28 protein-coding genes are annotated in these 25,444 nt (G+C 66.6%); 17 read left to right on the top strand and 11 right to left on the bottom strand.

Annotated features, from left to right (window positions below; all coding sequences use genetic code 11):
* Positions 1-4: 4 nt before the first annotated feature.
* From ACIBH2_RS23190 to pheS, 3 genes are all read right to left on the bottom strand, one after another.
* Complete coding sequence (locus ACIBH2_RS23190; protein WP_397120589.1) at positions 5-1,309, bottom strand: MFS transporter; 1,305 nt, start codon at positions 1,307-1,309, stop codon at positions 5-7.
* Between the two features lie 93 nt (positions 1,310-1,402).
* Positions 1,403-3,904 carry a phenylalanine--tRNA ligase subunit beta gene (pheT, locus tag ACIBH2_RS23185; protein ID WP_397120587.1) on the bottom strand — a complete coding sequence of 834 codons (2,502 nt, stop codon included), beginning with the start codon at positions 3,902-3,904 and terminating at the stop codon, positions 1,403-1,405.
* A gap of 31 nt (positions 3,905-3,935) precedes the next feature.
* Positions 3,936-4,997 carry a phenylalanine--tRNA ligase subunit alpha gene (pheS, locus tag ACIBH2_RS23180; protein WP_397120584.1) on the bottom strand — a complete coding sequence of 354 codons (1,062 nt, stop codon included), beginning with the start codon at positions 4,995-4,997 and terminating at the stop codon, positions 3,936-3,938.
* 254 nt (positions 4,998-5,251) lie between these two features.
* On the opposite strand from pheS, the gene ACIBH2_RS23175 reads away from it, so the two are divergent.
* The 6 genes from ACIBH2_RS23175 to ACIBH2_RS23150 are packed head-to-tail and all read left to right on the top strand — an operon-like array spanning position 5,252 to position 8,353.
* Positions 5,252-5,563, top strand: coding sequence for a hypothetical protein (locus ACIBH2_RS23175; RefSeq protein WP_397120582.1), 312 nt, complete (start codon positions 5,252-5,254; stop codon positions 5,561-5,563).
* Positions 5,563-7,056: a WXG100 family type VII secretion target gene (locus ACIBH2_RS23170; protein ID WP_397120580.1), complete on the top strand. Its 1,494-nt coding sequence runs from the start codon at positions 5,563-5,565 to the stop codon at positions 7,054-7,056. Before ACIBH2_RS23175 ends, ACIBH2_RS23170 begins: the two co-directional genes overlap by 1 nt.
* Positions 7,056-7,358, top strand: a complete 303-nt coding sequence (locus ACIBH2_RS23165) for a hypothetical protein (RefSeq protein WP_397120578.1) — start codon at positions 7,056-7,058, stop codon at positions 7,356-7,358. Before ACIBH2_RS23170 ends, ACIBH2_RS23165 begins: the two co-directional genes overlap by 1 nt.
* A gap of 9 nt (positions 7,359-7,367) precedes the next feature.
* A complete protein-coding gene (locus ACIBH2_RS23160; protein ID WP_397120576.1) occupies positions 7,368-7,649 on the top strand; it encodes a hypothetical protein in 282 nt (93 codons plus the stop codon).
* Positions 7,650-7,694: 45 nt separating this feature from the next.
* Positions 7,695-7,970 (top strand): ArsR/SmtB family transcription factor, encoded by a 276-nt coding sequence (locus ACIBH2_RS23155; protein ID WP_397120574.1) that lies wholly within the window; start codon positions 7,695-7,697, stop codon positions 7,968-7,970.
* On the top strand, positions 7,967-8,353 hold the full coding sequence (locus ACIBH2_RS23150) for a VOC family protein (RefSeq protein WP_397120572.1): 387 nt from the start codon (positions 7,967-7,969) through the stop codon (positions 8,351-8,353). Before ACIBH2_RS23155 ends, ACIBH2_RS23150 begins: the two co-directional genes overlap by 4 nt.
* A 39-nt stretch (positions 8,354-8,392) precedes the next feature.
* On the opposite strand, the gene ACIBH2_RS23145 is transcribed toward ACIBH2_RS23150, so the two are convergent.
* Positions 8,393-9,037 carry a nitroreductase family protein gene (locus ACIBH2_RS23145; RefSeq protein WP_397120570.1) on the bottom strand — a complete coding sequence of 215 codons (645 nt, stop codon included), beginning with the start codon at positions 9,035-9,037 and terminating at the stop codon, positions 8,393-8,395.
* A 69-nt stretch (positions 9,038-9,106) separates the two neighbouring features.
* On the opposite strand from ACIBH2_RS23145, the gene ACIBH2_RS23140 reads away from it, so the two are divergent.
* Positions 9,107-9,484, top strand: coding sequence for a winged helix-turn-helix transcriptional regulator (locus ACIBH2_RS23140; protein WP_397120568.1), 378 nt, complete (start codon positions 9,107-9,109; stop codon positions 9,482-9,484).
* Here ACIBH2_RS23140 and ACIBH2_RS23135 read toward each other — a convergent pair.
* Both ACIBH2_RS23135 and ACIBH2_RS23130 read right to left on the bottom strand, forming a co-directional pair.
* Positions 9,447-9,962 (bottom strand): hypothetical protein, encoded by a 516-nt coding sequence (locus ACIBH2_RS23135; RefSeq protein WP_397120566.1) that lies wholly within the window; start codon positions 9,960-9,962, stop codon positions 9,447-9,449. The genes ACIBH2_RS23140 and ACIBH2_RS23135 overlap by 38 nt on opposite strands.
* A 21-nt stretch (positions 9,963-9,983) precedes the next feature.
* Positions 9,984-11,417 (bottom strand): MFS transporter, encoded by a 1,434-nt coding sequence (locus ACIBH2_RS23130; protein WP_397120564.1) that lies wholly within the window; start codon positions 11,415-11,417, stop codon positions 9,984-9,986.
* A gap of 102 nt (positions 11,418-11,519) precedes the next feature.
* On the opposite strand from ACIBH2_RS23130, the gene ACIBH2_RS23125 reads away from it, so the two are divergent.
* On the top strand, positions 11,520-12,089 hold the full coding sequence (locus ACIBH2_RS23125) for a TetR/AcrR family transcriptional regulator (RefSeq protein WP_397120562.1): 570 nt from the start codon (positions 11,520-11,522) through the stop codon (positions 12,087-12,089).
* 12 nt (positions 12,090-12,101) lie between these two features.
* Here the strand turns inward: ACIBH2_RS23125 and ACIBH2_RS23120 are convergent, their stop codons facing one another.
* From ACIBH2_RS23120 to infC, 4 genes are all read right to left on the bottom strand, one after another.
* The gene (locus ACIBH2_RS23120; protein ID WP_397120560.1) at positions 12,102-12,896 is read right to left on the bottom strand and encodes a TrmH family RNA methyltransferase; all 795 of its coding nucleotides are present in this window, start codon (positions 12,894-12,896) and stop codon (positions 12,102-12,104) included.
* Positions 12,897-12,930: 34 nt separating this feature from the next.
* Complete coding sequence (rplT, locus tag ACIBH2_RS23115; protein WP_397120558.1) at positions 12,931-13,311, bottom strand: 50S ribosomal protein L20; 381 nt, start codon at positions 13,309-13,311, stop codon at positions 12,931-12,933.
* A 97-nt stretch (positions 13,312-13,408) separates the two neighbouring features.
* Entirely contained in the window at positions 13,409-13,603 is a 195-nt protein-coding gene (rpmI, locus tag ACIBH2_RS23110; protein WP_397120556.1) for a 50S ribosomal protein L35, read from the bottom strand.
* A gap of 71 nt (positions 13,604-13,674) precedes the next feature.
* The gene (gene infC, locus ACIBH2_RS23105; RefSeq protein ID WP_397121005.1) at positions 13,675-14,358 is read right to left on the bottom strand and encodes a translation initiation factor IF-3; all 684 of its coding nucleotides are present in this window, start codon (positions 14,356-14,358) and stop codon (positions 13,675-13,677) included.
* A gap of 317 nt (positions 14,359-14,675) precedes the next feature.
* Between infC and ACIBH2_RS23100 the strand changes: the two genes are divergently transcribed.
* The 7 genes from ACIBH2_RS23100 (at position 14,676) to ACIBH2_RS23070 (ending at position 22,472) form a co-directional block, all read left to right on the top strand.
* The gene (locus ACIBH2_RS23100; protein WP_397120554.1) at positions 14,676-15,044 is read left to right on the top strand and encodes a DUF1844 domain-containing protein; all 369 of its coding nucleotides are present in this window, start codon (positions 14,676-14,678) and stop codon (positions 15,042-15,044) included.
* A 166-nt stretch (positions 15,045-15,210) separates the two neighbouring features.
* Positions 15,211-15,360, top strand: coding sequence for a hypothetical protein (locus ACIBH2_RS23095; RefSeq protein WP_397120551.1), 150 nt, complete (start codon positions 15,211-15,213; stop codon positions 15,358-15,360).
* Between the two features lie 107 nt (positions 15,361-15,467).
* Positions 15,468-16,190 (top strand): alpha/beta fold hydrolase, encoded by a 723-nt coding sequence (locus ACIBH2_RS23090; RefSeq protein WP_397120549.1) that lies wholly within the window; start codon positions 15,468-15,470, stop codon positions 16,188-16,190.
* Positions 16,191-16,476: 286 nt separating this feature from the next.
* Entirely contained in the window at positions 16,477-17,295 is an 819-nt protein-coding gene (locus tag ACIBH2_RS23085; protein WP_397120546.1) for an LppX_LprAFG lipoprotein, read from the top strand.
* Positions 17,296-17,707: 412 nt separating this feature from the next.
* Positions 17,708-19,168 (top strand): fatty acid desaturase, encoded by a 1,461-nt coding sequence (locus tag ACIBH2_RS23080; protein WP_397120544.1) that lies wholly within the window; start codon positions 17,708-17,710, stop codon positions 19,166-19,168.
* A 110-nt stretch (positions 19,169-19,278) separates the two neighbouring features.
* Positions 19,279-20,454, top strand: a complete 1,176-nt coding sequence (locus tag ACIBH2_RS23075; RefSeq protein WP_397121003.1) for a type III polyketide synthase — start codon at positions 19,279-19,281, stop codon at positions 20,452-20,454.
* Positions 20,455-20,489: 35 nt separating this feature from the next.
* Positions 20,490-22,472 carry an ATP-binding cassette domain-containing protein gene (locus tag ACIBH2_RS23070; protein ID WP_397120541.1) on the top strand — a complete coding sequence of 661 codons (1,983 nt, stop codon included), beginning with the start codon at positions 20,490-20,492 and terminating at the stop codon, positions 22,470-22,472.
* A gap of 61 nt (positions 22,473-22,533) precedes the next feature.
* On the opposite strand, the gene ACIBH2_RS23065 is transcribed toward ACIBH2_RS23070, so the two are convergent.
* Positions 22,534-23,388: a helix-turn-helix transcriptional regulator gene (locus tag ACIBH2_RS23065; RefSeq protein ID WP_397120539.1), complete on the bottom strand. Its 855-nt coding sequence runs from the start codon at positions 23,386-23,388 to the stop codon at positions 22,534-22,536.
* A 123-nt stretch (positions 23,389-23,511) separates the two neighbouring features.
* On the opposite strand from ACIBH2_RS23065, the gene ACIBH2_RS23060 reads away from it, so the two are divergent.
* Both ACIBH2_RS23060 and ACIBH2_RS23055 read left to right on the top strand, forming a co-directional pair.
* Positions 23,512-24,297 (top strand): SDR family NAD(P)-dependent oxidoreductase, encoded by a 786-nt coding sequence (locus ACIBH2_RS23060; protein WP_397120536.1) that lies wholly within the window; start codon positions 23,512-23,514, stop codon positions 24,295-24,297.
* Positions 24,298-24,424: 127 nt separating this feature from the next.
* Positions 24,425-25,444 (top strand): Rpn family recombination-promoting nuclease/putative transposase, encoded by a 1,020-nt coding sequence (locus ACIBH2_RS23055; RefSeq protein ID WP_397120533.1) that lies wholly within the window; start codon positions 24,425-24,427, stop codon positions 25,442-25,444.

The following is a 25,444-nucleotide window of genomic DNA, read 5'->3' as shown; positions in this document are numbered from 1 at the left end:
CCTCTCAGCTCGCACGCGCGCGCCGCTGTAGCGCGAGCACTCCCCCGGCCGCCGCCACCATACACGCGCCGACCACCCACAATCCGGCCCGCTGGGTGCCGGTGGCGTCCTTCAGCCAGCCCGTCACATACGGTGCCGCGAAACCGCTGATATTGCCGATGGAATTGATCAGCGCGATGCCGCCCGCCGCGGCCGCACCGGACAGGAATGTACTCGGCAATGCCCAGAATGTGGGCAGGGCGGCCAAAACCCCGACCGCGCACACGGTGACCGCGACCATGGCGGCGAAGGGATTTCCCAGATACAGCGTCACCGGAATGGCGAGTCCGCCGATACCGGCGGGCAAGGCCACATGCCAGGCGCGCTCGGCGGTGCGGTCGCCGTGGCGCGCCCACCACACCATCACCACCGCGCCGATCACATACGGCACCGCGTTGATGAGTCCACGCTCGACCACCGAGAAATCGGTGCCGTACTGCTCCTGGAAGCCCTTGATGATGGTCGGCAGGAAGAAGCCCAGCGCGTACAGGCCGTACACGATGCCGCCGTAGACCAGCGCCAATCCGAGCACTCGGGGATGGGTGAGCGCCCTGCGTACCGTCCAGTGCTCGGCCTTCTCCAGCTTCGCCTGTTCGGCCGCCAATTCGTCCGCCAGCCATTGCCTTTCGGCCGGAGCCAGCCATCCGGCCTTCTCCGGCCGGTCGGTCAGATAGAACCAGGTCACGAAGGCCAGCCCGACGGCGGGCAGTCCCTCCACCAGGAACATGAAACGCCAACCGCTGAGCCCGAACACGCCGTCGCCGTACTCCAGAATGAGGCTCGACACCGTCGCGCCGAGGGCGGTGGAAATCGGGACGGCGGTCATGAACAGCGCCACGATCCGCGCCCGCTGATGCTGCGGGAACCAATAGGTCAGATACAGCAGGATGCCCGGGAAGAATCCGGCCTCGGCGACACCGAGGGCGAAACGCAGAATGTAGAGCACGGTGGCATTGGGCACGAACGCCATGGCCGTGGCGACAATGCCCCAACTCAACAGAATGCGCGCGATCCACCGGCGCGCACCGAACTTGTGCAGGGCGAGATTGCTGGGCACCTCCAGCACGAGATAGCCGAGAAAGAAGATGCCCGAGGCGAATCCGAACGCGGTCTCGGTGAGACCGAGATCGACCTTCATGCCATTGGGTGCGGCGAAGCCGATATTCACCCGGTCCAGATAGTTGATGAAATACAGCAGCCCGAGGAAGGGCACCAGGCGCAGGGTGACCTTCCGCATCGTCGCGGCGGGCACATCGGCGGAAACGACCATTCCCGCATTCTCCGACACCACGGCTGTCGGGTGGCATTCGGATAGCCGAAAGCCCTGGAACCCGAGCGGATTCCAGGGCTTTCGCAGTGTCGCTCAGCCGCGCAGGACGGCTCCGACGGCGCTGGCGGCCGAGGCCACCGCGGCGTCGCGGGCCGCACTGGCCTCGTCCTCGGTCAGGGTGCGGTCGAGGGCGCGGAAACGCAGGGCGTAGGTGAGGGATTTGCGACCCTCACCGGCCTGCGCGCCCTCGTAGACGTCGAACAGGGCGATGCTCTCGAGGAGCTCCCCCGCGCCGGTGCGCAGCGCGGACTCCACCGAGGCGGCGGGGATATCCTTCTCGACACTCACCGACACGTCCTGCAGCACCGCCGGGAAGGCGGAAACCATAGGGGCGGGGCGGTTTTCGCGCAGCGGCAGCGCGTCCAGGTCGAGTTCGACGGCGCAGGTGCGCGGCGGCAGGCCGGAGCGCTCCAGCACGGCCGGGTGCAGTTCGCCCGCGTGGCCGACGACAGCGCCGTCCACCACCAGTTCGGCGCAGCGGCCCGGATGCCACGGCAGGTGCGCCGCCGAGCGCCGCTCGATATCGACGCCCGCCGCCGCGGCGATGGCGTCGACCAGGGCGAAGGCGTCGGCCGCCTCGACCTGGCGGCCCTGGCCCCACGGTCCGCGCGGTTCGCGCTTACCGGTCAGCACGGCGGCAATATGCGTCGGCTGCTCGGGCAGCGAACGCAGCAGGGTGTCGATCTCGTCCTGGGTGGGGCGACGGTCCACGGGCAGCGGCTCGACGGCGCCGGTCTCGCTGCTGGGCAGGACCACCTGGGCAATGCCGTAGATGGCGAGATCGCGTTCGCCACGGGAGATATTGCGGGCCGCCACCTCCAGGAGACCGGGCAGCAGGGTCGACGCCAGGTCGGGGCGCTCCACGTCCAGGGGGTTGAGCACCTTCAAGGTGTTGCGGCGCGGGTCGTCGGCGTCCAGGCCCCAGGTGTCGAAGACGGTGGCGGACATGAAGACCGGCGGCGGCACCTCGACGGCGCCGGAGAAGGCCAGGGCTTTGCTCACCGCGCGTCGGCGGCGCTGTTCGGCGCTGAGACCGCGTCCGGCGGGGGCGGTGGGCAGTACCGACGGGATCTTGTCCAGGCCCTCCAGGCGCAGCACCTCCTCCACCAGGTCGGCGGGCTGCACCAGGTCGGGCCGCCAGCTCGGCGGGGTGACGACCAGCTGCCCGTGTCCGGCCTCGCTGACGTCGATCTCCACCACACAGCCGACCTGCTGGAGGCGGCGTGCGGAGGTGCCCGGGGCGTACTGCACGCCCGCGGTGCGGTCGGCCAGATCGAGATCCATGGCGATGGGCGCGACCGGCGCGACCGGCACCCGCACGTCGGTGAGCACGGATTCGACGGTGCCACCGGCGATTTCGGCCAGCAGCGTGGCGGCGCGGTCGAGCGCGGCGATATTGATCTCCGGATCGACGATGCGCTCGAAGCGACGGCTCGCCTCGGAGGAGAGCTTGTGGCGGCGCACGGTGCGGGCGATGGCGACCGGATTCCAGGTCGCGGCCTCGAGCAGCACATCGGTGGTCTCGTCGCCCACCTCGGTGCTCGCGCCACCCATGGTGCCCGCCAGCGAGATGACGCCCGAATCATCCGCGATCACAACGTCTTCGGCGTCGAGGACGCGCTCGACATCGTCGAGGGTGCGCAGCGTCTCGCCCTTGTTGGCGCGGCGCACCACGAGCGTGCCGGTGACCTTCTCGGCGTCGAAGGCGTGCAGCGGCTGGCCGAGTTCGAGCATCACGTAATTGGTGACGTCGACGGCCGGGGAGATCGGGCGCACACCCGAGAGCAGCAGGCGGCGCTGCAACCACCAGGGGCTGACGGCCTTGGGGTCGATGCCGGTCACGCGGCGCACGGCGAAACGCGTGCACCGGGATTCGGGTTCGACCTTCACCGACCAGGCGGTGTCCTCGTCGTCGGGCAGCAGGCGCACGGCCGGATCGGCGTACTCCAGATCGAAGCCGCAGGCCAGTTCCCGGGACAGACCCCGCGCCGAGAAGGCGTAGCCGCGGTCGGGGGTGATGGCCAGTTCGATGACGGTGTCGTCGAGGCCCAGCAGCTCGTTGGCGTCCGCGCCCGGCTCGGCGGTGCCGGGCTCGAGGACCAGGATGCCGTTGTGGTCCTTACCGATTCCCAGTTCGGCGACCGAGCAGATCATGCCATTGCTGGTGTGCCCGTACGTCTTTCGCGAGGAGATCTTGAAGCCGCCGGGCAGCACACCACCGGGCAGCACCACGACCACCAGATCGCCCACGGCGAAATTCCGTGCGCCACAGACGATTTCTTGGAGCTCGGGATTGCCGACATCTACCTTGCAGAAGCGGATGGGCTTCTTGAATTCGGTCAGTTCGGTGATCTCGGCGACCCGGCCCACCACCAGGGGGTGGTCGATATCGCCCTCGACCCGCTGCAACCGGTCGACCTCTTCGACCTCCAGACCGACCCGGACGAACCCGGCGTCGAGCTCCTCCGGCGTCACCGACCAGTCGGGGGTGGTGCGCTGCAGGATTTCCGTCAGCCAGGACTGCGCTACTCGCACTTGACGTTTCGCTTTCCTCGTTGGATTCGGGTCAGGACTGGATGCCGAAGGGCAGCGTGAACCGCACGTCGCCCTCGACGATGTCGCGCATATCGGGCAGGCCATTGCGGAATTGCAGGGTCCGCTCCAGGCCCATGCCGAACGCGAAACCGCTGTACACCTCGGGGTCGATGCCGGAGGCGATGAGCACCTTCGGGTTCACCATGCCGCAGCCGCCCCACTCGACCCAGCCCGGGCCGCCCTTCTTGTCCTCGAACCACACGTCCACCTCGGCGGAGGGTTCGGTGAAGGGGAAGAAGCTGGGCCGCATGCGAGTGGTGGTGTTGGGGCCGAACAGGGCGCGCGCGAAGGCGTCCAGGGTGCCCTTCAGGTGCGCCATGGTGAGGCCCTTGTCCACGGCCAGGCCCTCGACCTGCGAGAACACCGGGGTGTGCGTGGCGTCGAGTTCGTCGGTGCGGAAGGTCCGTCCCGGGCACACCACGTAGATGGGCAGCTCGCGCGAGAGCATGGTGCGCACCTGCACCGGGGAGGTGTGCGTGCGCAGCACCTGCCGCGAGCCCTCCGGCGCGATGTGGAAGGTGTCCTGCATGGTGCGCGCCGGATGGTCCGGCAGGAAGTTCAGGGCGTCGAAATTGAAGTGCTCGGTCTCGACCTCCGGGCCCTCGGCGACCTCCCAGCCCATGCCGACGAAGACATCCGCGACGCGCTCGGACAGCACGCTGATGGGGTGGCGGGCACCGACGGCGCCGCGCCGCGCGGGCAGCGTCACGTCGATGGTCTCGGCGACCAGGACAGCGGCATCGCGCTCGGCGAGCAACTCCTGCTGGCGCGCCTCGAAAGCCTGCGACACCCGCTGCCGAGCGACATTGACGCGCTTACCCGCGTCCGCCTTCTCTTCCTTGGGCAGGGTGCCCAGCGACCGCTGCGCCAGCGCGATAGGCGACTTACCACCCATGAACTCGGTCTTCGCGGCGGCGAGGGCGTCCAGGTCGGCGGCCGCCGCGAACGCCTTCTCGGCTGCTTCCGCGGCAGCGGCAAGCGATTCCTCGCTCAATGCCGCGCTCTGCTCGGCACGGTCGATGTCGTCGGCCACGATGGTCGTCTCTCCCCTGGCTGGTACGAGTAGGGCGGATGCCCACGAACATTCTTGCTGGTCGAATCGTAGGCGATGCACTCAGCCCGGTTCACACCCATTTCCCCGGTGCACGCGGGGCAACCGTCGCCCCACCCCCGCCAGCCGTGCCCACACGGGCGCACCCACCCCGACCAGCAAACACACAGCTCATACCCACCCGCTATGGTGACGCTTCGGATATTCGTGACGATCCACCTCGAAGGGGTGAACCCGTGGCCCTGTTCCAGGCCGACATCGACCAGATCACCGCGCTCGCGCGGACCCTCGCCGACGTGTCCGCCCAGATCGACGCCATCGACGTCCGTACCCCCGCCCAAGCGATTGCCGCGGCATTGCCCGGCACACCCCTCGGCGCGGCCTGCGCCCAGGCGACGGAGTACACCGAGGGCGCGTGGCTGCGGGTCTCCCAGCGCACCGCCCAACTCGGCACGGCCATGACCGCCGTGGCCGCCGACGTCACCGCCACCGACGACACCTTCCGCCAGCGCCTCGACGGCCTGAAGTTCCACACCGGAGGCCGTTGATGTCGGGCTGGGCCCTCACCCGCGCGAACGTGACCGCCTGGAACGCCACCGCCCTCGCCGACCTGGCCGGAGCCATAGTCGGCGGCAACGCGACCTACGAGTACCAGATCGACCGGGGCCCACAGCATTTCGCCAACCTGAACGGCGCTTGGTCGGGCCGCGCCTACGACGCCGCCTACAACCGGGTCGGCGAAGACCACTGGCAGGCGAAGAAGATCAAGGAAGAGGTCACCGACCTGGTCGACCTCTTGAACCAAGCCGCAAGCCGCCTGGCCACCGAAAAGTCGGTCCTGCTGGGCAAAGTCGCCGACGCCGAAGACCCCGCCTTCACCATCGCGGGCGAAACCCTGACGGTCAGCGACGTCTGGAAGGTCACCGCCACCTACCCACCCAAGGTCACCGCCGACGACCGTCGGAAAATCGACGACCGAGTAGCCAGCGAACAAGGACTCGTCAACTCCGCCTTCTACAGCCTTCGCGACGCCGCGGCCCAATTCGATCAGGCCATTCGCACCGCCGCCCAACAGATTCGCGACGCGGGCAGCAACTTCGGCGACGGCGTGGACGCGCCGGTTGTACCCGGCACCGTGATCCCCGCCCCGGGCAGCTCCGAGGCCCGCACCGTCGCATCGGCCGCGGCCTTCGAAGGGATGTTCGGCCGCCCGCCGGTCACCGATATCGACTGGGCGACCGCGAAATCGCTCAATCCCAATAGTTACGACCCGAAGTACCAAGGGCTCCCGCCCGAAATTCGAGTGGTCAAAATCCAGCCGCAGCCGGGCCAGGGCTTGGTGCGGACCTCGCACTTCATCGAGCAACGCGATGTCAGCAATCCGCAGTGGAACAATCCGTTGGGCCGCGACCGGGGCGACGATCGCGGTGCCGATCCGCATTTCGATCCCGAACATGCCCGGGTCACAACATATGTCGACTACGAGAACGGCATCGTGGTCATGCGCCAGAACCCGTCGGTGGTTCAGAATGCCGACGGCAGCCCCGGCGAGGTCCGCGTCGCGGCTCCGGACGGCGAGGTCTGGCAGGCCGATGACGGTTCGGTCCGTGTCAAGTACAACGCGGGCAATCCGTTCGCGCCGGAATTGGCGGCCGACCCGCCGATCCTCAACAGCGACAACACAACTCTCGATACCGGCGACCACAAACTGACCGTGAACGGCGACCTGGTGTTCACACCGGGCAGAGACGGAGTGACGATCAACGGCACCCGGACCGATTACCCGTCGCTCGAGGCGTATCAAGATCGGCCCGACGGCAGTACTCGCACCATCGCCGTCGATCCGGCGGTCACTGGACGCTCCTGGGGACCGGCGGTGAACCTTCCGTTCCACCACGACATCGGCAATCCGGACAACGCGTTCCCCAAATTCCACGACTGGAACTACGACTATGACGTACCCGGCAATCCGAAGCCGTCCACACCATTTGGTCCGGTTGCCGATCCGCCCGGCGTTCCACTCCCGAAGGGAATGATTTGATGACCAGCACGGCCGTCGGCGACCGTCGCTACTGGATGGTGGCAACGTGGAGTATCGCGGCGTGGTTCGCGGTGAACATCGCGGTGCTCGTCATCGCGGGCAACGCGATCGACTCGAATGCCCGAGACCTTCCCCCGGCGGCCTATTTCGTCGCCGCCGGTGTTTCGACCGTGGTCGCGGCACTGTTGCAGTGGAGGGCGCGTGGTGTGGTGCGCGCGGTGGCACTGGCTGCCGTGGTTGTCGCGTCCCTGTGGGCTTGCGCGGCGCTCGCGGTTGGCCTGCTTCATCTCTTGGCGAAATAGGGGCGAATGATGGTGAACCAGAATATTGTTCGCGCGGGGCACACAACCAATCGGTTCGGATCGCTCTCGATGGTGGCGGCCGCGAGTGCGTTGTCCATCAATGTATTTCCCCTCACCCTCGTTCCTTCACTGGTATTCCTTCTCTCGATCCTCTATCTGGTCGAACTCGTCGTCACCGTGATTCTGTGGTTCGCCGGTGGCCGATCTCGCCAGGTCGGCAGCGGCCTCGCGGTCGCACTGGTGGGCACGGCCCTGTGCGTCGCAATGGCCGTGGCAGCCAGCCAGATATGAGGGGTATGGTTGATAGGCAAGTAGTTACTTGCCTATAGTGGGCGCATGGGAGACGTCTTCAAGGCGTTGGCCGATGCGACTCGGCGGACGATTCTCGATGAATTGACCGAGCAGGATGGGCAGACCTTGTTCGAGTTGTGTGCTCGGCTCAGTGGGAAGCATGGGCTCGGGTCTACTCGGCAGGCGATTTCTCAGCATCTCGATGTGCTCGAAGCGGCGGGGCTGGTTCGGGTGCGCAGGGATGGGCGCTACAAATTCCATGACCTCGATACCGCTCCCTTGCGCGAGATCCATGAGCGCTGGCTGAAGGAGAAACCGTGAGAATCAATATCACCAGTGTGTTCGTCGACGATCAGGCGAAGGCGTTGGCGTTCTACACCGACGTGCTGGGATTCGTGAAGAAGGAGGACGTTCCGGTGGGTGAGGCGCGGTGGCTCACCGTCGTCTCGCCCGAGGAGCCGAACGGCACCGAGCTGCTGCTGGAGCCGGACGGGCATCCGGCGGTGAAGCCGTACAAGGACGCACTCGTGGCCGACGGGATTCCCGCGGCGAGTTTCGCCGTCGACGACGCGGCCAAGGAGTGCGAGCGGCTGAGCGGGCTCGGTGTGCGCTTCACGCAGCAGCCGCTCGCGATGGGTCCGGTCACCACCGCAGTCTTCGACGACACCTGCGGCAATCTCATCCAGATCGCCAGCATGAACTGAAAAGCCTGGGGCCCCGGGACAATCGGGGCCCCAGGACAACTACACCGCCGGGTAGCGGTCGCGAAAGACGGTGCGGGCCAGCGGTCGACGGCCTGGGTGGCGGCGCTGCTCGGCGGGGTAGCCCAATGACATCAGCAGGGCGATGGCCAGGTCGTCGCGGTGCTCGATGCCGAGGACCTTCTTGACCTTCGTCTCGTCCCAGCCGTTCATCGGCGAGGTGGCCAACCCCAACTCCGTGGCGGCGAGCATGACGTAGGTGGCCGCGATCATGGCGTCCTTGACCGCGTACTCGCGCAACAGGTCTCGGTCGGCGAGGTCGCGCTGGAACAGCGTCGAGGCGGCGGAGAAGCCGGTGATGAATTCGTCGTTCCAGGCCTGGTTGGCCCGAGCCAGATCGTAGATATCCGAGCGATCCTGTTCCCACGCCCGGGGTTCCGCGACGAAGGCCAACATGACGGGCGCTTCCCGAGGCTGCGGTTGACCGCCGGTGGCCCAGGTAATCCCTTCTCGGACTTCGGGATCGGTGATCATCACGATCGAACGGTCCTGGAGATTCCAGCTGGAGGGAGCCTCCATGGCTAGTTCCATCAGCATGTCGAGGTGGGCCGAGGAAACCTCGGTGGGGAGGTAGTGGCGAACGGTACGCCGGGTGCGAATGGCGGTGGCGACAGACATCGTGTTCATGTCACTCACTATTGGAGAGTAAGCCTCCATTGGGAAGTAGGCACTAATTGGTGCGTTACTCTCATTGGGGTGACAACGATCGTCGAATCCTCCGGCCTGGCCGCCGACTGCTACTCCGCGAAATGCCCTACCCGCCAGGTCCTCGACCACATCGCGGGCAAGTGGACGGTCCTCATCGTGGACGCCCTCATGGAGCAGGGCACCATGCGCTACACCGATCTGAGCCGACGCATCGGCGGCGTCTCGCAGAAGATGCTCACCCAGACGCTGCGCAGCCTGGAGGGCGACGGTTTCCTCACCCGCACAGTGCATCCCACCATTCCACCGCGCGTCGACTACGAACTGACGGAGCTCGGCCGCAGTCTCGCGGAACCGATTTCGGCACTGCGACACTGGGCCGAGCTGCATATCAACGAGATCGAGCAGGCACGCCGCGCCGCGCGCTGACACTTGCCGGGACGCGCACCCCGGCCGCCCACAGCGCGACCGCGATGAACACGATCTGCTCCGGCACCCGGAACCACAGCGGCGTCGGCTCCTCGCCGTTGAGCGGGATATCCTCCAGGGCCGCATGGATATTCGCGGGCAGCATGAGCACGAACAACACCGCCAAGGCGATACCGGCCACCGCTCGCGTGCGATGCACCACGAGGCCCAGCGCACCGAGCAGCTCCAGCACCCCGGTCAGGTAGACCATGAAACCGGGGAACGGCACATACGAGGGGACCATGGCCGTCAGATCATCGTGACTCGGTGCGGCACTGACGGTGTCGGGCAGAAAGTGCGCACTACCGGTGAACACCAGCATCACCGCGAGCCCGTGCGCGAAAGACACTCGCCACGAAGCGAATCGACGGACACCCAGCACACCGAGCAGCCGGAAGGCCAGGGCGGGAACGAGAAGCAGAAGCAGGGTCTGGAACATAACGGATCTCCGAAAGACGGCTCAGTGAGCGAATACCGGTGTGCGGCTGTCGGTGTCGGCCCCGACCGGACTCCGGCCCGGCAGCAGCAGCGCCACGAACGCGCCGACGATGACGGTCGCCGCACCCACCCACACGGCGGGCACCAGCCCGTCGACATAGTGCTGCGGACTCATGTACGACCCGTGTGAGGCGAAGACCGAGGCCAGCACCGCGACCCCCATGGCCACGCCGACCTCACGAATGGTGCTGTTGGTCCCCGACGCCATGCCCTGATCGTCCGGTGCGGCACTGGACATGACCACGGTCGCGGAGGGCGCGAGGGTCAGTCCCATACCGATGCCACCCAGGATGAACGGAAGGACGAAGGACCCGTAGGACACCTCGACGCTGGTGATGAGCGCCATCCACGCCAGCGCCGCCGCGAGCAGCACCTGCCCGGCGGTGACCAGCAGCCGCGCGCCCACCCGGTCGATGACGAGACCGGCCAGCGGCGCGACCACCATCGGCGCGAGCGTCCACGGCAGCGTGCGCACCCCCGATTCGAGCGGCGTGTACCCCTGCACCACCTGGAAGAACTGCGCCAGCAGGAAGATCGCGCCGAACGCGCCCATCGAGAAGGTGAACATCACCGTGTTGATCGAGCTGAACGCGCGCACCCGGAACAGCCGCAGCGGCAGCATGGGCTCCACCGCGCGCCGCTCCCAGCCGATGAACGCGGCCAACAGCACCGCACCGCCGATCAATCCGGTGAGCACGGGCGCGGAGGTCCACCCGTCGTCGGCGCCGTGCACCACACCCCAGACCACCGCGAGCACGCCGCCCGCCGACAACACCAGCCCGAGAATGTCCAAACGCCGTGCGCCACCGAAGGATTCGTCCAGCACCCGGGCCGCCAGCGGTATCGCGATCAGCCCGATCGGCACATTGAGCCAGAAGATCCACTGCCAGCTCAATCCGTCGACCACCGCACCGCCGACCACCGGACCGAGCGCCACGCCGAGCCCGGCGATACCGCCCCACACGCCGATGGCGGCGCTGCGCATCTTCTCGGGCACCGCCGCCGACAGCAGCGGCAGCGATAGCGGCAGCACGGCCGCGCCGCCGACGCCCTGGACCGCGCGGGCGGCGATGAGCATCCACGGTTCGGTGGCCAGCGCGCACGCCGCCGAGGCCAGGGTGAACAGGGCGATACCGCCCAGGAACATCCGGCGGCGACCCAACCGGTCGCCGAGCGCGGACGCGGTGAGGATCAGGGAGGCGAACGACAGCGTGTAGGCGTTCACGAACCATTGCAGATCGGTCAGGGACGCGCCCAGCTCGGTCTTGATCACCGGCAGGGCGTTGGTCACGACCAGGTTGTCCAGGGTCACCATGAACATCGGAATGCCAACGGCCGCGAGCACTGCCGCGAGCGGGCGTGGTGTCGCCGGTGCGGCGGGAAGGGTGGAGGTCATGCGAAAATCCTTTGTTGTTATCGACTGATAACTTGATGCCAGAAGAGTATGCATCGGCTGATAACATGTCAAGGCATACAGCGACGTGAGGAGAACCCGGTCATGACCAGGACCCGGATGACGGCCCAGGAACGCGGCGAACAGGTACTCCAGGCCGCCGTCAGCGCCTTCGCCGAATCCGGTTACGCGGCAACGAAAACCGATGAGATCGCGCGCCGCGCCGGAGTCTCGCAGCCGTATGTCATCCGCCTGTTCGGCACCAAACAGCAGCTGTTCTCGGCGGCCGTGCAGCGGGTCTGCGATCGCATCGACGAGGTGTTCCGGGAAGCCGCCGGACGCGCCGCGCCCGGGTCGAGTCCGGAGGAGATCCTCGGCGAGATGGGCCAGGGCTACAACGTCTTCCTCACCGAACAGGATCTGCCGCTGGTGCTGCTGCACGGCTTCTCGGCGTCGGCGGATCCGGTCATCGGCGATCAGGTGCGCGATCGGTTCGGCCGCATGTACGACCTCATCGGCGAACTCAGCGGCGCGCCGGTCGACCAGGTGCGCCGCTTCATGTCCACCGGCATGCTGCTCACCGTCATGTCGGCCATGCGAGTCTTCGGCCCCCAACCGGTCGACGCGCGGTGGGCCGCCGAAATGCTCGACGACCTCGAGAAGAGCGACGACTAGCGGCTCGCCCCGCTACGCGTGCTGGACGCGGGACCCGGCGTAGAGGCAGATCGCCGCCGCCGCGGCGAGATTCAGGCTCTCGGCCCGGCCGTGAATGGGAATGCGGATCCGATGGGTGGCGCGGCGGGCGATGGCGGCGTCCAGGCCGTGCGCCTCATTGCCGAACAGCCAGGCGACCGGACCGCGCAGAATCTCATCGGCATCGTCGAGGTCGACCTCGCCGCGGGCCGTGGTGGCGAGAATGGCGATACCCGCCCGCTCCAGTGCCGACAGGGTGGCGTCGATATCGCGTTCACGGGCGACGGGCACGTGGAAAAGGCTTCCGGCACAGGCGCGTACGCATTTGCCATTGTGCGGGTCCACCGAATCACCGGCCAGCACCACACCATCCGCGCCGACGGCGTCCGCCACGCGAATCAGGGTGCCCGCGTTGCCCGGGTCGTTCATCTCCACCGGCACCGCCAGCATGCGCGGGGAGGTCTCCAGCACGGCATCGAGGGCAACATCGACCTGACGGCACACCGCGACCAGTCCGGGCGGAGTGACGGTCTCCCCCAGCATCTCCGCCGCGCGATCGCTCACCAGCGTGGTGCGCACACCCATGGCGGCGGCCCCGGCGACGAGTTCGTGCTCCCGCCCGGCGGCCTTGGAGGAGTAGAAGAGCTCCTCGACGCGCTCGGTATCCAGCGCCGCCGCCACCGAATTGGCTCCCTCGGCGAGGAAGAGTCCGGATTTGCGGCGGGTGGGGGCGCGGTGGAGCTTGACAGCGGAAACGACCCGCGGATTGCGCTCGGAGAGCGCGTCCACGGGTCGTTCCGAATGCGTTGTCACGCAGGCCGAATCAGGCGGCCGGAGCGTTGACGTCGGCGGGCAGCGCGGCCTTGGCGGCGGCCACCAGCTGGGCGAAGGCCTCGGCGTCGGAGACGGCGAGCTCGGCCAGGATCTTGCGGTCCACCTCGATGCCCGCGGCCTTGAGGCCCTGCATGAAGCGGTTGTAGGTCATGTCGTTCAGACGCGCGGCGGCGTTGATACGAGCGATCCACAGCTTGCGGAAGTCACCCTTGCGCGCCCGGCGATCCCGGTAGGCGTAGGTGAGCGAGTGCAGCTGCTGTTCCTTGGCCTTGCGGTACAGGCGCGACCGCTGACCGCGGTAGCCCTTGGAGGCCTCGAGGATGGAACGGCGCTTCTTCTGAGCGTTGACGGCCCTTTTGACGCGTGCCACTTGTCAGTCCTTGCGTAAATAGTGGGGCGCATGCGGAGCGCCCGGGAGTTGGTCGGGGGATGGCGGCGAGCGCCAGATGAGTCGGAAACCCGGGGACTTACAGACCCAGGAGCTTCTTCACACGGGCGACGTCCGCCTTGGCGACGACCTCCGTGCCGTCCAGACGACGAGTCCGACGGGTGGGCTTGTGCTCGAGCAGGTGGCGGCGATTCGCCTGCTGGCGGAGCAGCTTGCCCTTGCCCGACACCTTGAAGCGCTTCGATGCGCCGCTGTGGCTCTTCATCTTCGGCATGGATATCTCAATTCTTGTCTCGTACCGGCGAAACACACAGAAGTGTCCCGCCGGTGCTACCTGTTCGTTCGTTACTGCGGACTGTCCGGCTGCGCCGGGGGCGCGTCGGCAGCGGCCGCAGGCGCGCTGGGCTGTGCGGCGGGCGCGGGGTTGGCCGTCTTCTGCGCCTGGATCCGCGTCTTCGCGCCCTTGTGCGGGGCGAGGACCATGGTCATGTTCCGGCCGTCCTGCTTGGCCGAGGTCTCGACGAAACCGAGATCGGCGACGTCGGCGGCCAGCCGCTGCAAGAGGCGGTACCCGAGTTCGGGTCGCGACTGCTCACGACCGCGGAACATGATCGTGACCTTGACCTTCGAGCCTGCCTCGAGGAACCGCATCACGTGGCCCCGCTTGGTGGCGTAGTCGTGGTCGTCGATCTTCGGGCGGAGCTTCTGCTCCTTGATCACGGTTTGCACCTGGTTCTTCCGAGACTCGCGCGCCTTCTGCGCCGTCTCGTACTTGAACTTGCCGTAATCCATGATCTTGCAGACCGGCGGGCGCGCGTCCGGTGCGACCTCGACGAGATCGAGATCAGCCTCCATGGCGACGCGTAGTGCATCTTCAACACGCACGATCCCAACCTGCTCGCCGCTGGGTCCGATAAGGCGAACCTCGGGAACGCGGATGCGATCGTTGATGCGGGTCTCAGTGCTGATGGGGCCTCCTAGGTCAAGCGGTGTCGTCCAACGACCGCACGCTAAAACTGCAACCCCAATTCCAACACGAAAGCCCCGGGTTGGTATTTCTCCAACACGGGGCCCGAGTCGACCGATCCACGACGCAAACAACTCGCATCGCACCTGTGCAGGGCGAACCCACACGAGGATCCCATCAGAAAAAGATGGGCGACCGGACCGTTCAACCTGGTCTTGACCGGTTGACGGTGGGAGTCGGGCTCCACTTGCAGCCCCGAGTCGGTCGCAGGAACCTGTCCGGGGCGGTCGTCGCAGGTCAGTCTAACAGCTGGGGGCCGATCCTCCGAATCGGTGCCCCCTCGACCATTGACAACCCGCTCGATGCCATGCTTTGGATCATGAGCGAGGCTACTGCGAACCAGGATTCGGACCTCATCGAGGGCGAGGTCGTGCGCGAACTCGCCGAGATCCCGGCCGTGGAGGTCATCAGCCGCGCCGCCGTCATGCTGATGAGCTCGGCGGCGGAGAAGCTCGGCCTCGGCGAGGCCGACCCCTCCCAGAGCCCGCATCTGGACCTCGACGAGGCCCGCCGCGTCATCACCGCCCTCGCGGGCCTGGTGACCGCGTCCGTGGAGTACCTCGGCCCGCACGCCGGACCGATCCGCGACGGTCTCCAGTCCTTGCAGCGCGCCTTCCGCGAAGCGTCGCAGCACCCGGACGCACCGGGCGCGGGCCCGGGCGAGAAGTACACCGGGCCCGTCTACTGAGGGTTCCCCACTCTGGGATCTCGTGCCCGTTGCTGACGCAACGGGCACGAGTAGGGGGAGAGAGAAGAGGAACGCGCGCCCGCCGCCGCCCGTAGCGCGAGATCGACATCGCCACCGCGACCGCCACCGCCACCCAATCGCCACCCCCACCGCGATCACCACCTGGGTGGCGGAGCTGCTCGTCGGCGGCGAATCCTTCGGGCGTGCCGCGCTGTGGATCCTCGACGAATTCATCAGGACCGCATGCGAACTCGGCGCGAGCGACCACTACGCCTCGTGCATGTACCCCGCCATCGCCATCGCGGCCGCCAGCTGACTCTTCGGGCGCATACCGACCGGGCTGACTGGTGTTGGGGCGCAGGCGGTTTCACCCGTCAGCCGGATCGGGCGGAAAGTGTCGGTGGGGTGTGTCATTGTCGGGGCATGGCGCGGATACTGCTGGTTCCTGGGTTCTGGCTCGGGGCGTGGGCGTGGGATGACGTCGCTGGGCGGCTGCGGGCGCTCGGGGATGAGGTTGCGGCGGTGACGCCTCGGGGAGTGGATCCGGGGGATGCCGATCGACTGTCGGTGACCTTGGAGGAGCAGGCTCGGGGGATCGTCGAGGCGGTGCCCGAGGGGGAGACGCGGGTTCTGGTGTTGCACAGCGGAGCTGGGGTGACGGGGTACCTCGCTACCGATATCGCGCCGGAGCGGTTCGAGCGGGTCATCTATGTGGACACCGCGCCGGGATGGGAGGGGTTCGCGGTCAATCCGGAACTCGATCCGGAGCTGCGGGAGTGGGAGCTACCGGACTGGGCGGAGTTCGAGGCGCAGGAGCCGGGGCTGCTGGACGGACTGGACGAGGCCGCGCTGGCGCGATTTCGAGCGGGGGCGGTCTCGGAACCGGCGACCATCGCGGCGGTGCCGCTGAAGCTCAGCGATCGCACCGACCGGTTGGCCATCCCGTCCACGGTGATCTGCTCGAGTTTCACCGCGGCGGTAGCCCAGCAGTTGCGCGACGCCCCCGAGGTGAGCCTCTTCGATGAACTGGCGCGAATCGACGCCGACTACATCGATCTGCCGACGGGGCATTGGCCGATGTTCTCGCGTCCGGTGGAACTCGCCGAATCGCTCCACGAGATCGCCAACCGACCACTCGCGGATTAACGCCGCGGGCAAGGGATTCGATTGTTCGATAGCGAGTCGGATGGCGCGGGCAATTCGTTGCCAACTATTAGCCATCCGGCGCGCCGACGCTCGACACGCGGTACCGGATGGCCCTGTGCCCCTGGAATTCTCGCTGCGTCGAGGGCACAAGATGCGTAATGTCCTGCGCGGCCTATGATCATGCCCGGTATACGCCGTGCCTGATCAAGGTGCTGCATACTACGTCGGGCAGCGGCCGCTGCCCGCACGACTGGGTCTACCGAGAAACTCTCAACGGGGGTTGAACATGTTTGAACTGATAACGCGCACCTCGCGCCGACCGCGCCCGGCGCGCAAGGGCCTCGTCCCCGCCGTCATGGCCGCGTCGGTCTTCGCCGCACTCGTAACGGGTTGCAGCAGCAACGATTCCGATACCGCCACCACCTCCACGCCGCCGCCCGCGGAGCTGCCCGAGGGCGCCCAGCTCGTCCAGGAGAGCTCGCGCACCACCCAGACCCTGCAGTCGGTGCACCTCAACCTGGTGGTCACCAATATCCCGAATCTCCCCGTGGAGAAGGTGGACGCAGATGTGACCAACCAGCCGCAGGGCTCCGGCCAGGCCGCGGGTTCGGCCAAGGTTCGCCTCAAGGAGAACGACCCCTTCATCGAGACCAAGTTCCTGGTCGTCGACAAGACCCTCTACTCGGCCCCGGACGGCGTGAGCTACAAGCCCGTCGGCGATGCCGAGAAGATGTACGACCCGGGCGTCATCCTGGACAAGGACAAGGGCATCGCCAATGTCATCGCCCAGGTGCAGAACCCGAAGTCCGAGGGCCGCGAGAAGATCGACGGCGTCGACGTCGTGAAGGTGACCGGCACCATCGCCGGTTCGGTCATCGACCCGATCGTGCCCAAGGCCGGTGACGGCGTGGGCAACCTCCCGATCACCCTGTACATCAAGGATGTCGCGCCGCCGACCACCTCCGTCGCGATGCCCTCGACCGCCGCGTCGACCGGTGACGGCCCGAACCTGGTGCGCGCCGTCGTCACCAAGGACGCGGGCAACTTCCAGGTGACCCTGTCCAAGTGGGGCGACCCCGTCACCGTGGCCAAGCCCGGCAGCTAACAGGCCGAGCCTGCGGGCTCGCGCTGGGAACCCGGTCCGGGAAGCGCAAGGGCGGCAACGATTGTCGCCCATCGCCCCGGACCGGTTTCGTTCCAGGGGTATCCGGTCCCGCACGCCGGGACACGATCATGTTTCGCACCAGGCGACGGTTCCGATACCCCGAGTTGTCACCAATTCGCTCGCACCGGTTACGCATTCGATGATGCGGGCGATATCAAGGTGCGTGACCGCCGACTGGTTCGGCGGACGCCGAACACACTTCGGTCGAGCGTCCCTGCTTCGCTGTTGTCGAAGCATCGGGGGGACCTGACGCCGAAACCACCTGTAAGAGATTGTTCAGTGAATTGCAAGGCGCGGCAAGGACTCTAGGGTCCCAAGGCTCACATCTTGCGCGCGCGTGTGGAGGAAAGAGATGACTGACCGCCCGGATGTGGAGGAGCGGGAATTCCGTCGACCTCCCAGTCCCTCCGGTCCACCCCCGGTCTCGAACGTCTGGGTCTACAACGGCAAAGCCTACGACCTGAGCGACTGGATTTCCAAGCATCCCGGCGGCGAGTTCTTCATCGGCCGTACGAAAAACCGTGATATCACCTCGATTATCGGTTCTTACCACAAGAACCCCGAGGGCATCGCGAAGCTCATCGAGCGGTATGCGCTGAACCGAGAGGCTCTGCCCGAGGATATCCATCCCAAGGCCAATGCGCCGGACTTCCTGTTCAAGGAGGGTTTCGACAGCTGGCGCGATACGCCGAAGTATCGCTTCGACGACAAGAACGACCTGCTGCACCAGGTGAAGAAGCGGCTCAAGGAGCCCGAACTCGCCGCCCGCATCAAGCGGATGGACAAGGTCTTCAATATCGTTGTCATCGCACTGGCCATCGCGTACTTCGCGGTCCAGGGCCTGCGACTGTGGGACACCAGCTGGATGCCGCTGCCGGTGTTCGTGATCGCGATGGTGCTGCTGCGCAGCTCGCTGGCCGGTTTCGGCCACTACGCCATCCATCGCGCCCAGAAGGGCATGAACAAGATCTTCGTGAATGCCTTCGACTTCAATTACGTCGCACTGGCATTCGTCACCGCCGACGGTCACGCGCTGCTGCACCACCCGCACACCCAGAGTGAAGTCGACATCAAGAAGAACGTCTTCACCATGATGATGCAGGTACCGCGGCTGTACCGGGTGCCCGTGCACACCATCCACAAGTTCGGGCACACGCTGACCGGCATGGTCATTCGGCTCCTGGACGTCTGCCGCCTCACCCGCAAGGTGGGCATCCAGGACATGTACGGCACCTGGGGCGGTGCGCTGCCGCACTTCATCGGCTCGTTCGGCGCGCGCTTCCTGCTCATCGCCGAGCTGGTGGTCTTCACCGTGATGGGCGATTTCTGGGCCTGGGCACTGCAATTCGTGATCACCCTGTGGATCAGCACCTTCCTGGTGGTGGCCAGCCACGACTTCGAGGTGGACACCGAGGACCTGCACAGCGATACCGAGGACTGGGCGATCAACCAGCTGGAGCAGGCCTACGACCTGAAGGTCGTCGGCAACCGCTACGTCGACTGCTTCCTGTCCGCGGGGCTGAGCTCGCACCGGGTGCACCATGTATTGCCGTATCAGCGCAGTGGATTCGCGAATATCGCGACCGAGGACGTACTGCGTGAAGAGGCCGAGAAATTCGGCGTCGAATGGCTGCCCGCCAAGAGCTTCTTCACCGATCGTTTCCCGAAACAGATTCGCACCTATGTGCTTTCCGCGTCGGACGAGGCGAAGGAAAAGAATTGGGGCTTCATGCGCGAGCACTTCTCGCCGTCGGCCCTGAAGACCTGCGGCGTCTACATGGTCCAGGGATTCACCGGAATCGGAACGGTCTGAACCAATTCCGCTGATTGGGGACCGGGCCACACCCCACGCTGTGGCCGGTCGCCGAATTTATACCGAAAGAAGGGGAGAATTTCGTGTCCATCACCATTGATGAGGGGGGCATCACGCCCAATGCGGCGGCCCGGCGCACCGTCGAGGGCGACTACGCCTACGACCTCGCGCAGCTACCGCCGACCCCGCCGACCACGGTCGGCGTGATCGAGGGCATCGCGACCGGTTCGCCGCTCGGTCGCTACTCGCAGGCCGAGGCGGCGGAGAAGGTGGCCGCGCTGTTCGCCGATCCGGCGCAGCGGGTGCGCATTCCGCGGGTCTACCAGAAGACCCGGATCGACACCCGCCGCTTGGCGGTCGATCCGCTCGAGGACGAGTTCCTGGCATTCAGCCGCCAGCCCGCGACCATTCGGGAGCGGATGGACCTGTTCTACGAGCACGCGGTGCCGCTGGCCGTGGATGTGGCCGGGCGCGCGCTGTCGGGCATCGAGGATCCGGCGAACGAGATCGGGCTGCTGGTCTTCGTCACCAGCACCGGTTTCATCGCGCCCGGTGTGGACGTCGCGGTGGTGAAGCAGCTGGGGCTCTCCCCCACGGTCGGTCGGATCGTGGTGAACTTCATGGGCTGCGCCGCGGCCATGAACGGTATGCGCACCGCCACCGATTACGTGCGGGCGCATCCGGACAAGAAGGCCATGGTCATCTGCATCGAACTCAGTTCGGTGAACGCCGTGTTCGACGACAATGTGAACGACGTGATCATTCACAGCCTGTTCGGCGACGGCTGCGGGGCGGTCGTCATCGGCGCGAGCCAGGTGCGCCAGCCCCTGTCCCCGGGCAAGGTCGTCATTCGCGACAGCTTCACCCAGCTGTTCGACGACGCCGAGGACGGCATCGTGTTGCGCGTCAACGACGACGGCATCACCTGCGAGCTGGCGGAGAGCCTGCCGCAGTACATTCTGCGCGGGGTCGATCCCGTGGTGACGGAAGTGCTGGGGCGCAATGGCCTTCGCAAATCGGATATCGATCTGTGGGCGATCCACCCGGGTGGTCCGAAGATCATCGAGCAGTCCGCGCAGTCGCTGGGGATTCCGGTGGAGCGGGCGGCGCTGAGCTGGGAAGTCCTTGCCCAGCACGGCAATATGCTGAGTGTTTCGCTGATCTTCGTGCTGGAGCAGATGATTCAGCGGGCCGAGTCCGACAAGCCGATCTCGACGGGTGTGGCGTTCTCGTTCGCGCCGGGGGTCACGCTCGAAGGCATCATCTTCGACATCGTTCGCCGGTAACGCGGCGGCCACCTTTCAGAGAGCGCAGCAACACCATGCAACTCATCAGATTCCTCATCTCGATCTCGTGGATGCGGATCGCGGCCGTCATCGCCGCCGGACTCGTCTGCGGCGCGGCCAATACGTACCTGGTGACATTGATCCGGGGGGTCGTGTCACCGGAACCGCATCCGGGAGTCACCGTCCAGGCCTTCGTGGCCACCGGACTGGTCATTCTGGTCAGTGGCGTGCTGTCGCAGGTGCTGCTGATCCGCCTCGCCCAAGAGGCCATCTACCGACTGCGTGCGCAGCTGAGCGGCGGCATTGTCGCCGCTCCGCTGGAGCACCTGGAACGCCTCGGCATGCACCGCCTGATGGCGACGCTCACCGAGGATGTGCGCTCACTGTCGCAGGCGGTCACCGCGATCCCGAGCATCTGCATCGATATCGCGACCATTGTCGGCTGCTTCATCTTCCTGTTCATCGTGTCGGGTCCGATCTTCGCGGTGACGGTGGCGGGCACGCTGCTCGGTATCGCGTCGGTGGAGACCTTCCTCAAGCGGGTGCGCACCATCTACCGCGAGGCCCGCGAGAACGAGGACGCGCTGCTGCGCTCCTTCCAGGCGGTGACCCTGGGTATCAAGGAGCTGAAGCTGCACCGCGGTCGGCGCAAGGACTTCATGGACCGGCACCTGCTCGGCACCGCGGGGTCACTGCGGGACCAGAATGTCGACGCGGGCGCGAAATTCACGCTCGCACAGGGGCTCGGGCAGACCTTGCAGCTCGGCACCATGGCGCTGATCCTGTTCGTGCTGGCCTCGGCGCTGAAGCTGCCGCAGGATGTCATGGTCGGGTACGTGCTGGTGACGACCTTCCTGTCCATGCCCATGCAGAACTTCATGCACCGGATTCCGGATCTGCTGCGCGGTGATGTGGCGCTGGCCAAGATCCGCTCCATGAACCTGTCCATGGAGACCATGCACAACGAGGAGAATCTGCCGTTCACGGACCGTCCGCCCGTCACCGAGGCGCGGCTCGAGCTGGTGAACGTGGGCTACAGCTATGTGGCCGAGCGGCCGCCGCTGTTCCCGACGCCGGGCGCGGACGGGCCGCCGCCTCCGGGCGGAAAGGCTTCTCCCGGTGGGCATCCCGCGATTCCGGGCGGCGGCCCGGTGCCGGGTCGTCCGGGAGCCCCGCGCATGGGTGCGCCCGGTGAGCGTCCCGCCGGTCCCCCGCCGGGTGGTCCGCCGCCCGGTGGCGGTCCGCACGCCGGTGGGCCGGGTCCGCTGGGCGGCGGGCCGGGTGCGCATCGGGGTGGCCTGCGGCCGGATGTCAACGGCAACAAGCGAATCACCCACGGCGGCGACGGTCGGCCGATGCCCCTCGACGACATGCCGCCGCCCGCGCCCGAGGGTGACAACGGTTCCGGTTTCAGCCTCGGCCCGGTGGACCTGGTCTTCGAGCCGGGACAGATCACCTTCATCGTGGGTGGTAACGGCAGTGGCAAATCGACTCTCGCCAAACTGATCACGGGACTCTACGTGCCGCGCACGGGGTTCCTGGAACTCAACGGTGAGCAGATCAACCACGAGAACATCGAGTGGTTCCGGCAGAACTCCTCGGCCATCTTCACCGACTTCCACCTGTTCGAGGACTATCTCGGCTTCGATCGCCCCGGCATCGACGACGAGGTGCGCCACTACCTCGAGGAGCTGCGCATCGCGCACAAGGTGACGGTCGAGAACGGGCGGCTGTCCACCATCGACCTGTCCCAGGGTCAGCGAAAGCGGTTGGCGCTGTTGACCGCTCTGCTCGAGGACCGCGCGATCTACCTGTTCGACGAGTGGGCCGCTGATCAGGAGCCGAAGTTCCGCGATGTGTTCTACCGCGAGATCCTGGCCAAGCTCAAGGAGCGCGGCAAGACGGTCATCGTCATCACCCACGACGACCGGTACTTCGATCTCGCCGATCAGCTGGTGAAGCTGGACTTCGGTCGAGTGGTGGAGGTGTCGACTCCGGCGGCGGTGGCCGCGGAGTAGGCGAAGCCCTCGCGTTGCGCCCCAGGGTATCCCCCTGGGGCGCAGCTGTTTTCGCTGTCGTTCAGACGGAAGACAGGGTGGTTTCGCGCATCAGAGTGGCCAGGCGCTGCTCGGTGCCGGTAGCTGGGCGAGGGTTGTAGAACTCCAGATACCAGTCCGGGTGGTCGATGACCGACAGCGTGGTCTTGTCGAAGGTCAGTTCGCCGACCTGTGGATGTTGGACGGCCTTGATCGACTGCATGGGGGCGGCGACATCGTGGCGGGCCCACAGTTCGGCGAATTCGGTACTGGCGGTGGCGAGTTCGTCGATCACGCGGTGGAAACCCGGATCGCCGGGGGCGTGGGCGGCGTCGGCGCGGTAGGCAGCCACCACATCGGGGGCGATCGCCGTCCAGGCGGTGTGCAGATCGCGGTAGCGGGAATTGGTGAAGAAGGTGACCAGGCAATTGTGGTCGGCGTCGTCGTAGCCGAACACCGCGCGGGTTCCGTCGTTGATACCCAAGATATTCCAGTACCGGTCGCGCAGGATCGCCGGGCGCGGGGTCCACGAGTCGAGGAGTCGGCGCAATTCCGGGCCGACCGTCGCGGCGGCGGGGCCGTGTGCGCGGGGCGGCAGCAGCCCGGCCAGCACATGCAGGTGCGCGCGTTCGGGCTCGGTCAACCGCAGGGCCCGGCTGACGGCGTCGAGGACCTCGCCGGAGACATTGATATCGCGACCCTGTTCGAGCCAGGTGTACCAGGACACTCCGACTCCGGCGAGCTGCGCCACCTCTTCGCGGCGCAGCCCCGGGGTGCGACGCCGTCCCGATGTGATCAGGCCGACGTCACCGGGGGTGATGCGGGCCCGTCGGGTGCGCAGAAAGTCGCGCAACTGTGCCCGCCGCTGCTCTTTCACTGCCGTGGATTCGCTGACCATATCGGTGACAACACTACTGAGCGCACCGCTACTCCTGGCGGCGCGGGCACCCAGCCTGGTGCTGACAAACCCAGGTTGCGCGCGCACTGTTTGCGACCGCGCCGCGTCGCGAGACTCGTTTCCATGACGCACAGCAACTTCCGATTCGAGAACAAGATCGCCCTCGTCACCGGCGGCGGCAGCGGTATGGGCCTGGCCACCGCGCGACGACTGCTCACCGAGGGCGCACACGTGGTCATCACCGGCCGGGACAAGTCGCGCCTGGACGCCGCCGTCGCCGAACTGCGCGGCGCGGCGGGCGAATTCGACGACCGCCTGCTCGCGGTCCCCGGCGACGTCGCCGACCTCGGCGATATCGACGCCCTGGTGGAGACGATCCGCACCCGCTACGGCCGCCTCGACGTGGTCTTCGCCAATGCCGGTGTCGCCTCGTTCCAGCCCGCCGAGGAGATCACCGAAGCCGAATTCGATCGCGTGGTGGACATCAACTTCAAGGGAGTGTTCTTCACGATCCAACGCGCCCTGCCGCTGCTCTCCCCCGGCGCGGCCATCGTCATCAACGCTTCCTGGACCCTGCACCGCGGCATGCCCGGCGGAGCGCTCTACGCCGCCACCAAGGCCGCCGTCCACAACCTGTCCCGCACCCTCGCAGCCGACCTGGCCCCCAAGGGAATCCGCGTCAACTCCGTAAGCCCCGGCTACATCGAAACCCCCATGTACCACGCCAACGTCACCCCCGAAGCGGCCTCCAACGTCGTCACGGCAGTAGCCGCCGGACGCACCGGCACCCCCGACGAGGTCGCCACAGCAGTCGCCTACCTGGCCTCCGACGAAGCCTCCTACATCAACGGCCAAGACCTCGTCATCGACGGCGGCTTGGTCGCCGCCATCCCCGCCGCCATGGTCTGAACGCACGACATCGCTACATCGAGGGATCCAAACCTACCCACACTGTTCCGGCTGCCGCCCGTGTCGTGGCAGCCGGAACAACGAATTCCTGCGTGTCACAACCTTTCTGCGGGTACGTTGCCCATCCATGGCCCCCTCGCCATCGAACCCGCACGACGCCTACTTCCGCCAAGTGCTGTCCCGCCCCGCCGAAGTCACCGGTGAGCTGCGCGCCGTCCTACCGAAAGCCGTTGCCACCCGGGTGGATTGGAGTACCCTCGCCCCACAGTCGTGCAGCTTCTTCTCCCCGCAACTCCGCTCCCGCTACAGCGACCTACTCTTCCGCGCCCGCATCGACGGCCACGACGCCTACATCTACCTACTGATCGAACACCAGAGCCGCCCCGACCCACTCATGCCGATGCGCATGCTCGAATACCTGGCGGGCATCTGGAGCCGGTACGTACGCGAGCACCCCGACACCACCGTCCTCCCCGCTGTGGTCCCTGTGGTCATACACGCCAGCCCGCACGGCCGCGGCTGGAACGCGCCCACCGAACTCGCAGAACTGATCGACATCGACCCGGCCACCCGAGAGGCACTCGGCAAGCACCTCCCCAGATTTCAATTCCTGCTGGACGATCTGACCAGCCACGACATCCCGACCCTGCGCGCTCGAGCCCTGGCCCCCGCCACGCGATTGATGCTGATACTTCTGAAAGTCGCCCCAGGTAACAACCATCTTGATACGGCCCTGCTCTCCCTGTTGGACGACCTACAAGCCCTACTCGCCGCCCCCGGCGGCACCCGTGACCTGGAGTGCCTGGTGACGTACATTCTTACTGTCGGCGAAACCAACGAAACCGATCTCGAACGTGTCCTCGACCGGCTCGGTCCGCAAGCCAAGGAGGTCATCTTGACGACAGCCGAACGACTCCGCGCTGAAGGCGAAGCGCGTGGTGAGGCCCGAGGGCGCGCGGAAGGCGAAGCACAGGGCCGCGCCTCGACCCTGCTCGAACAGCTGACAACGAAGTTCGGACCGCTGCCCACCGAGATCACCGACACCCTCCACTCTGCGGACACCTCACAGCTGCGACTGTGGTCCACGCGAGTGCTTACCGCCAACAGTCTCGACGAGGTCTTCGAACCCCAAGTCGACCAGGCATGA

It is taken from the genome of Nocardia sp. NPDC050406, from assembly GCF_044459025.1.
Taxonomy (GTDB): domain Bacteria; phylum Actinomycetota; class Actinomycetes; order Mycobacteriales; family Mycobacteriaceae; genus Nocardia.
Note: the sequence above shows the minus strand (reverse complement) of the source record. Positions and strands in the feature narration are given on the sequence as shown.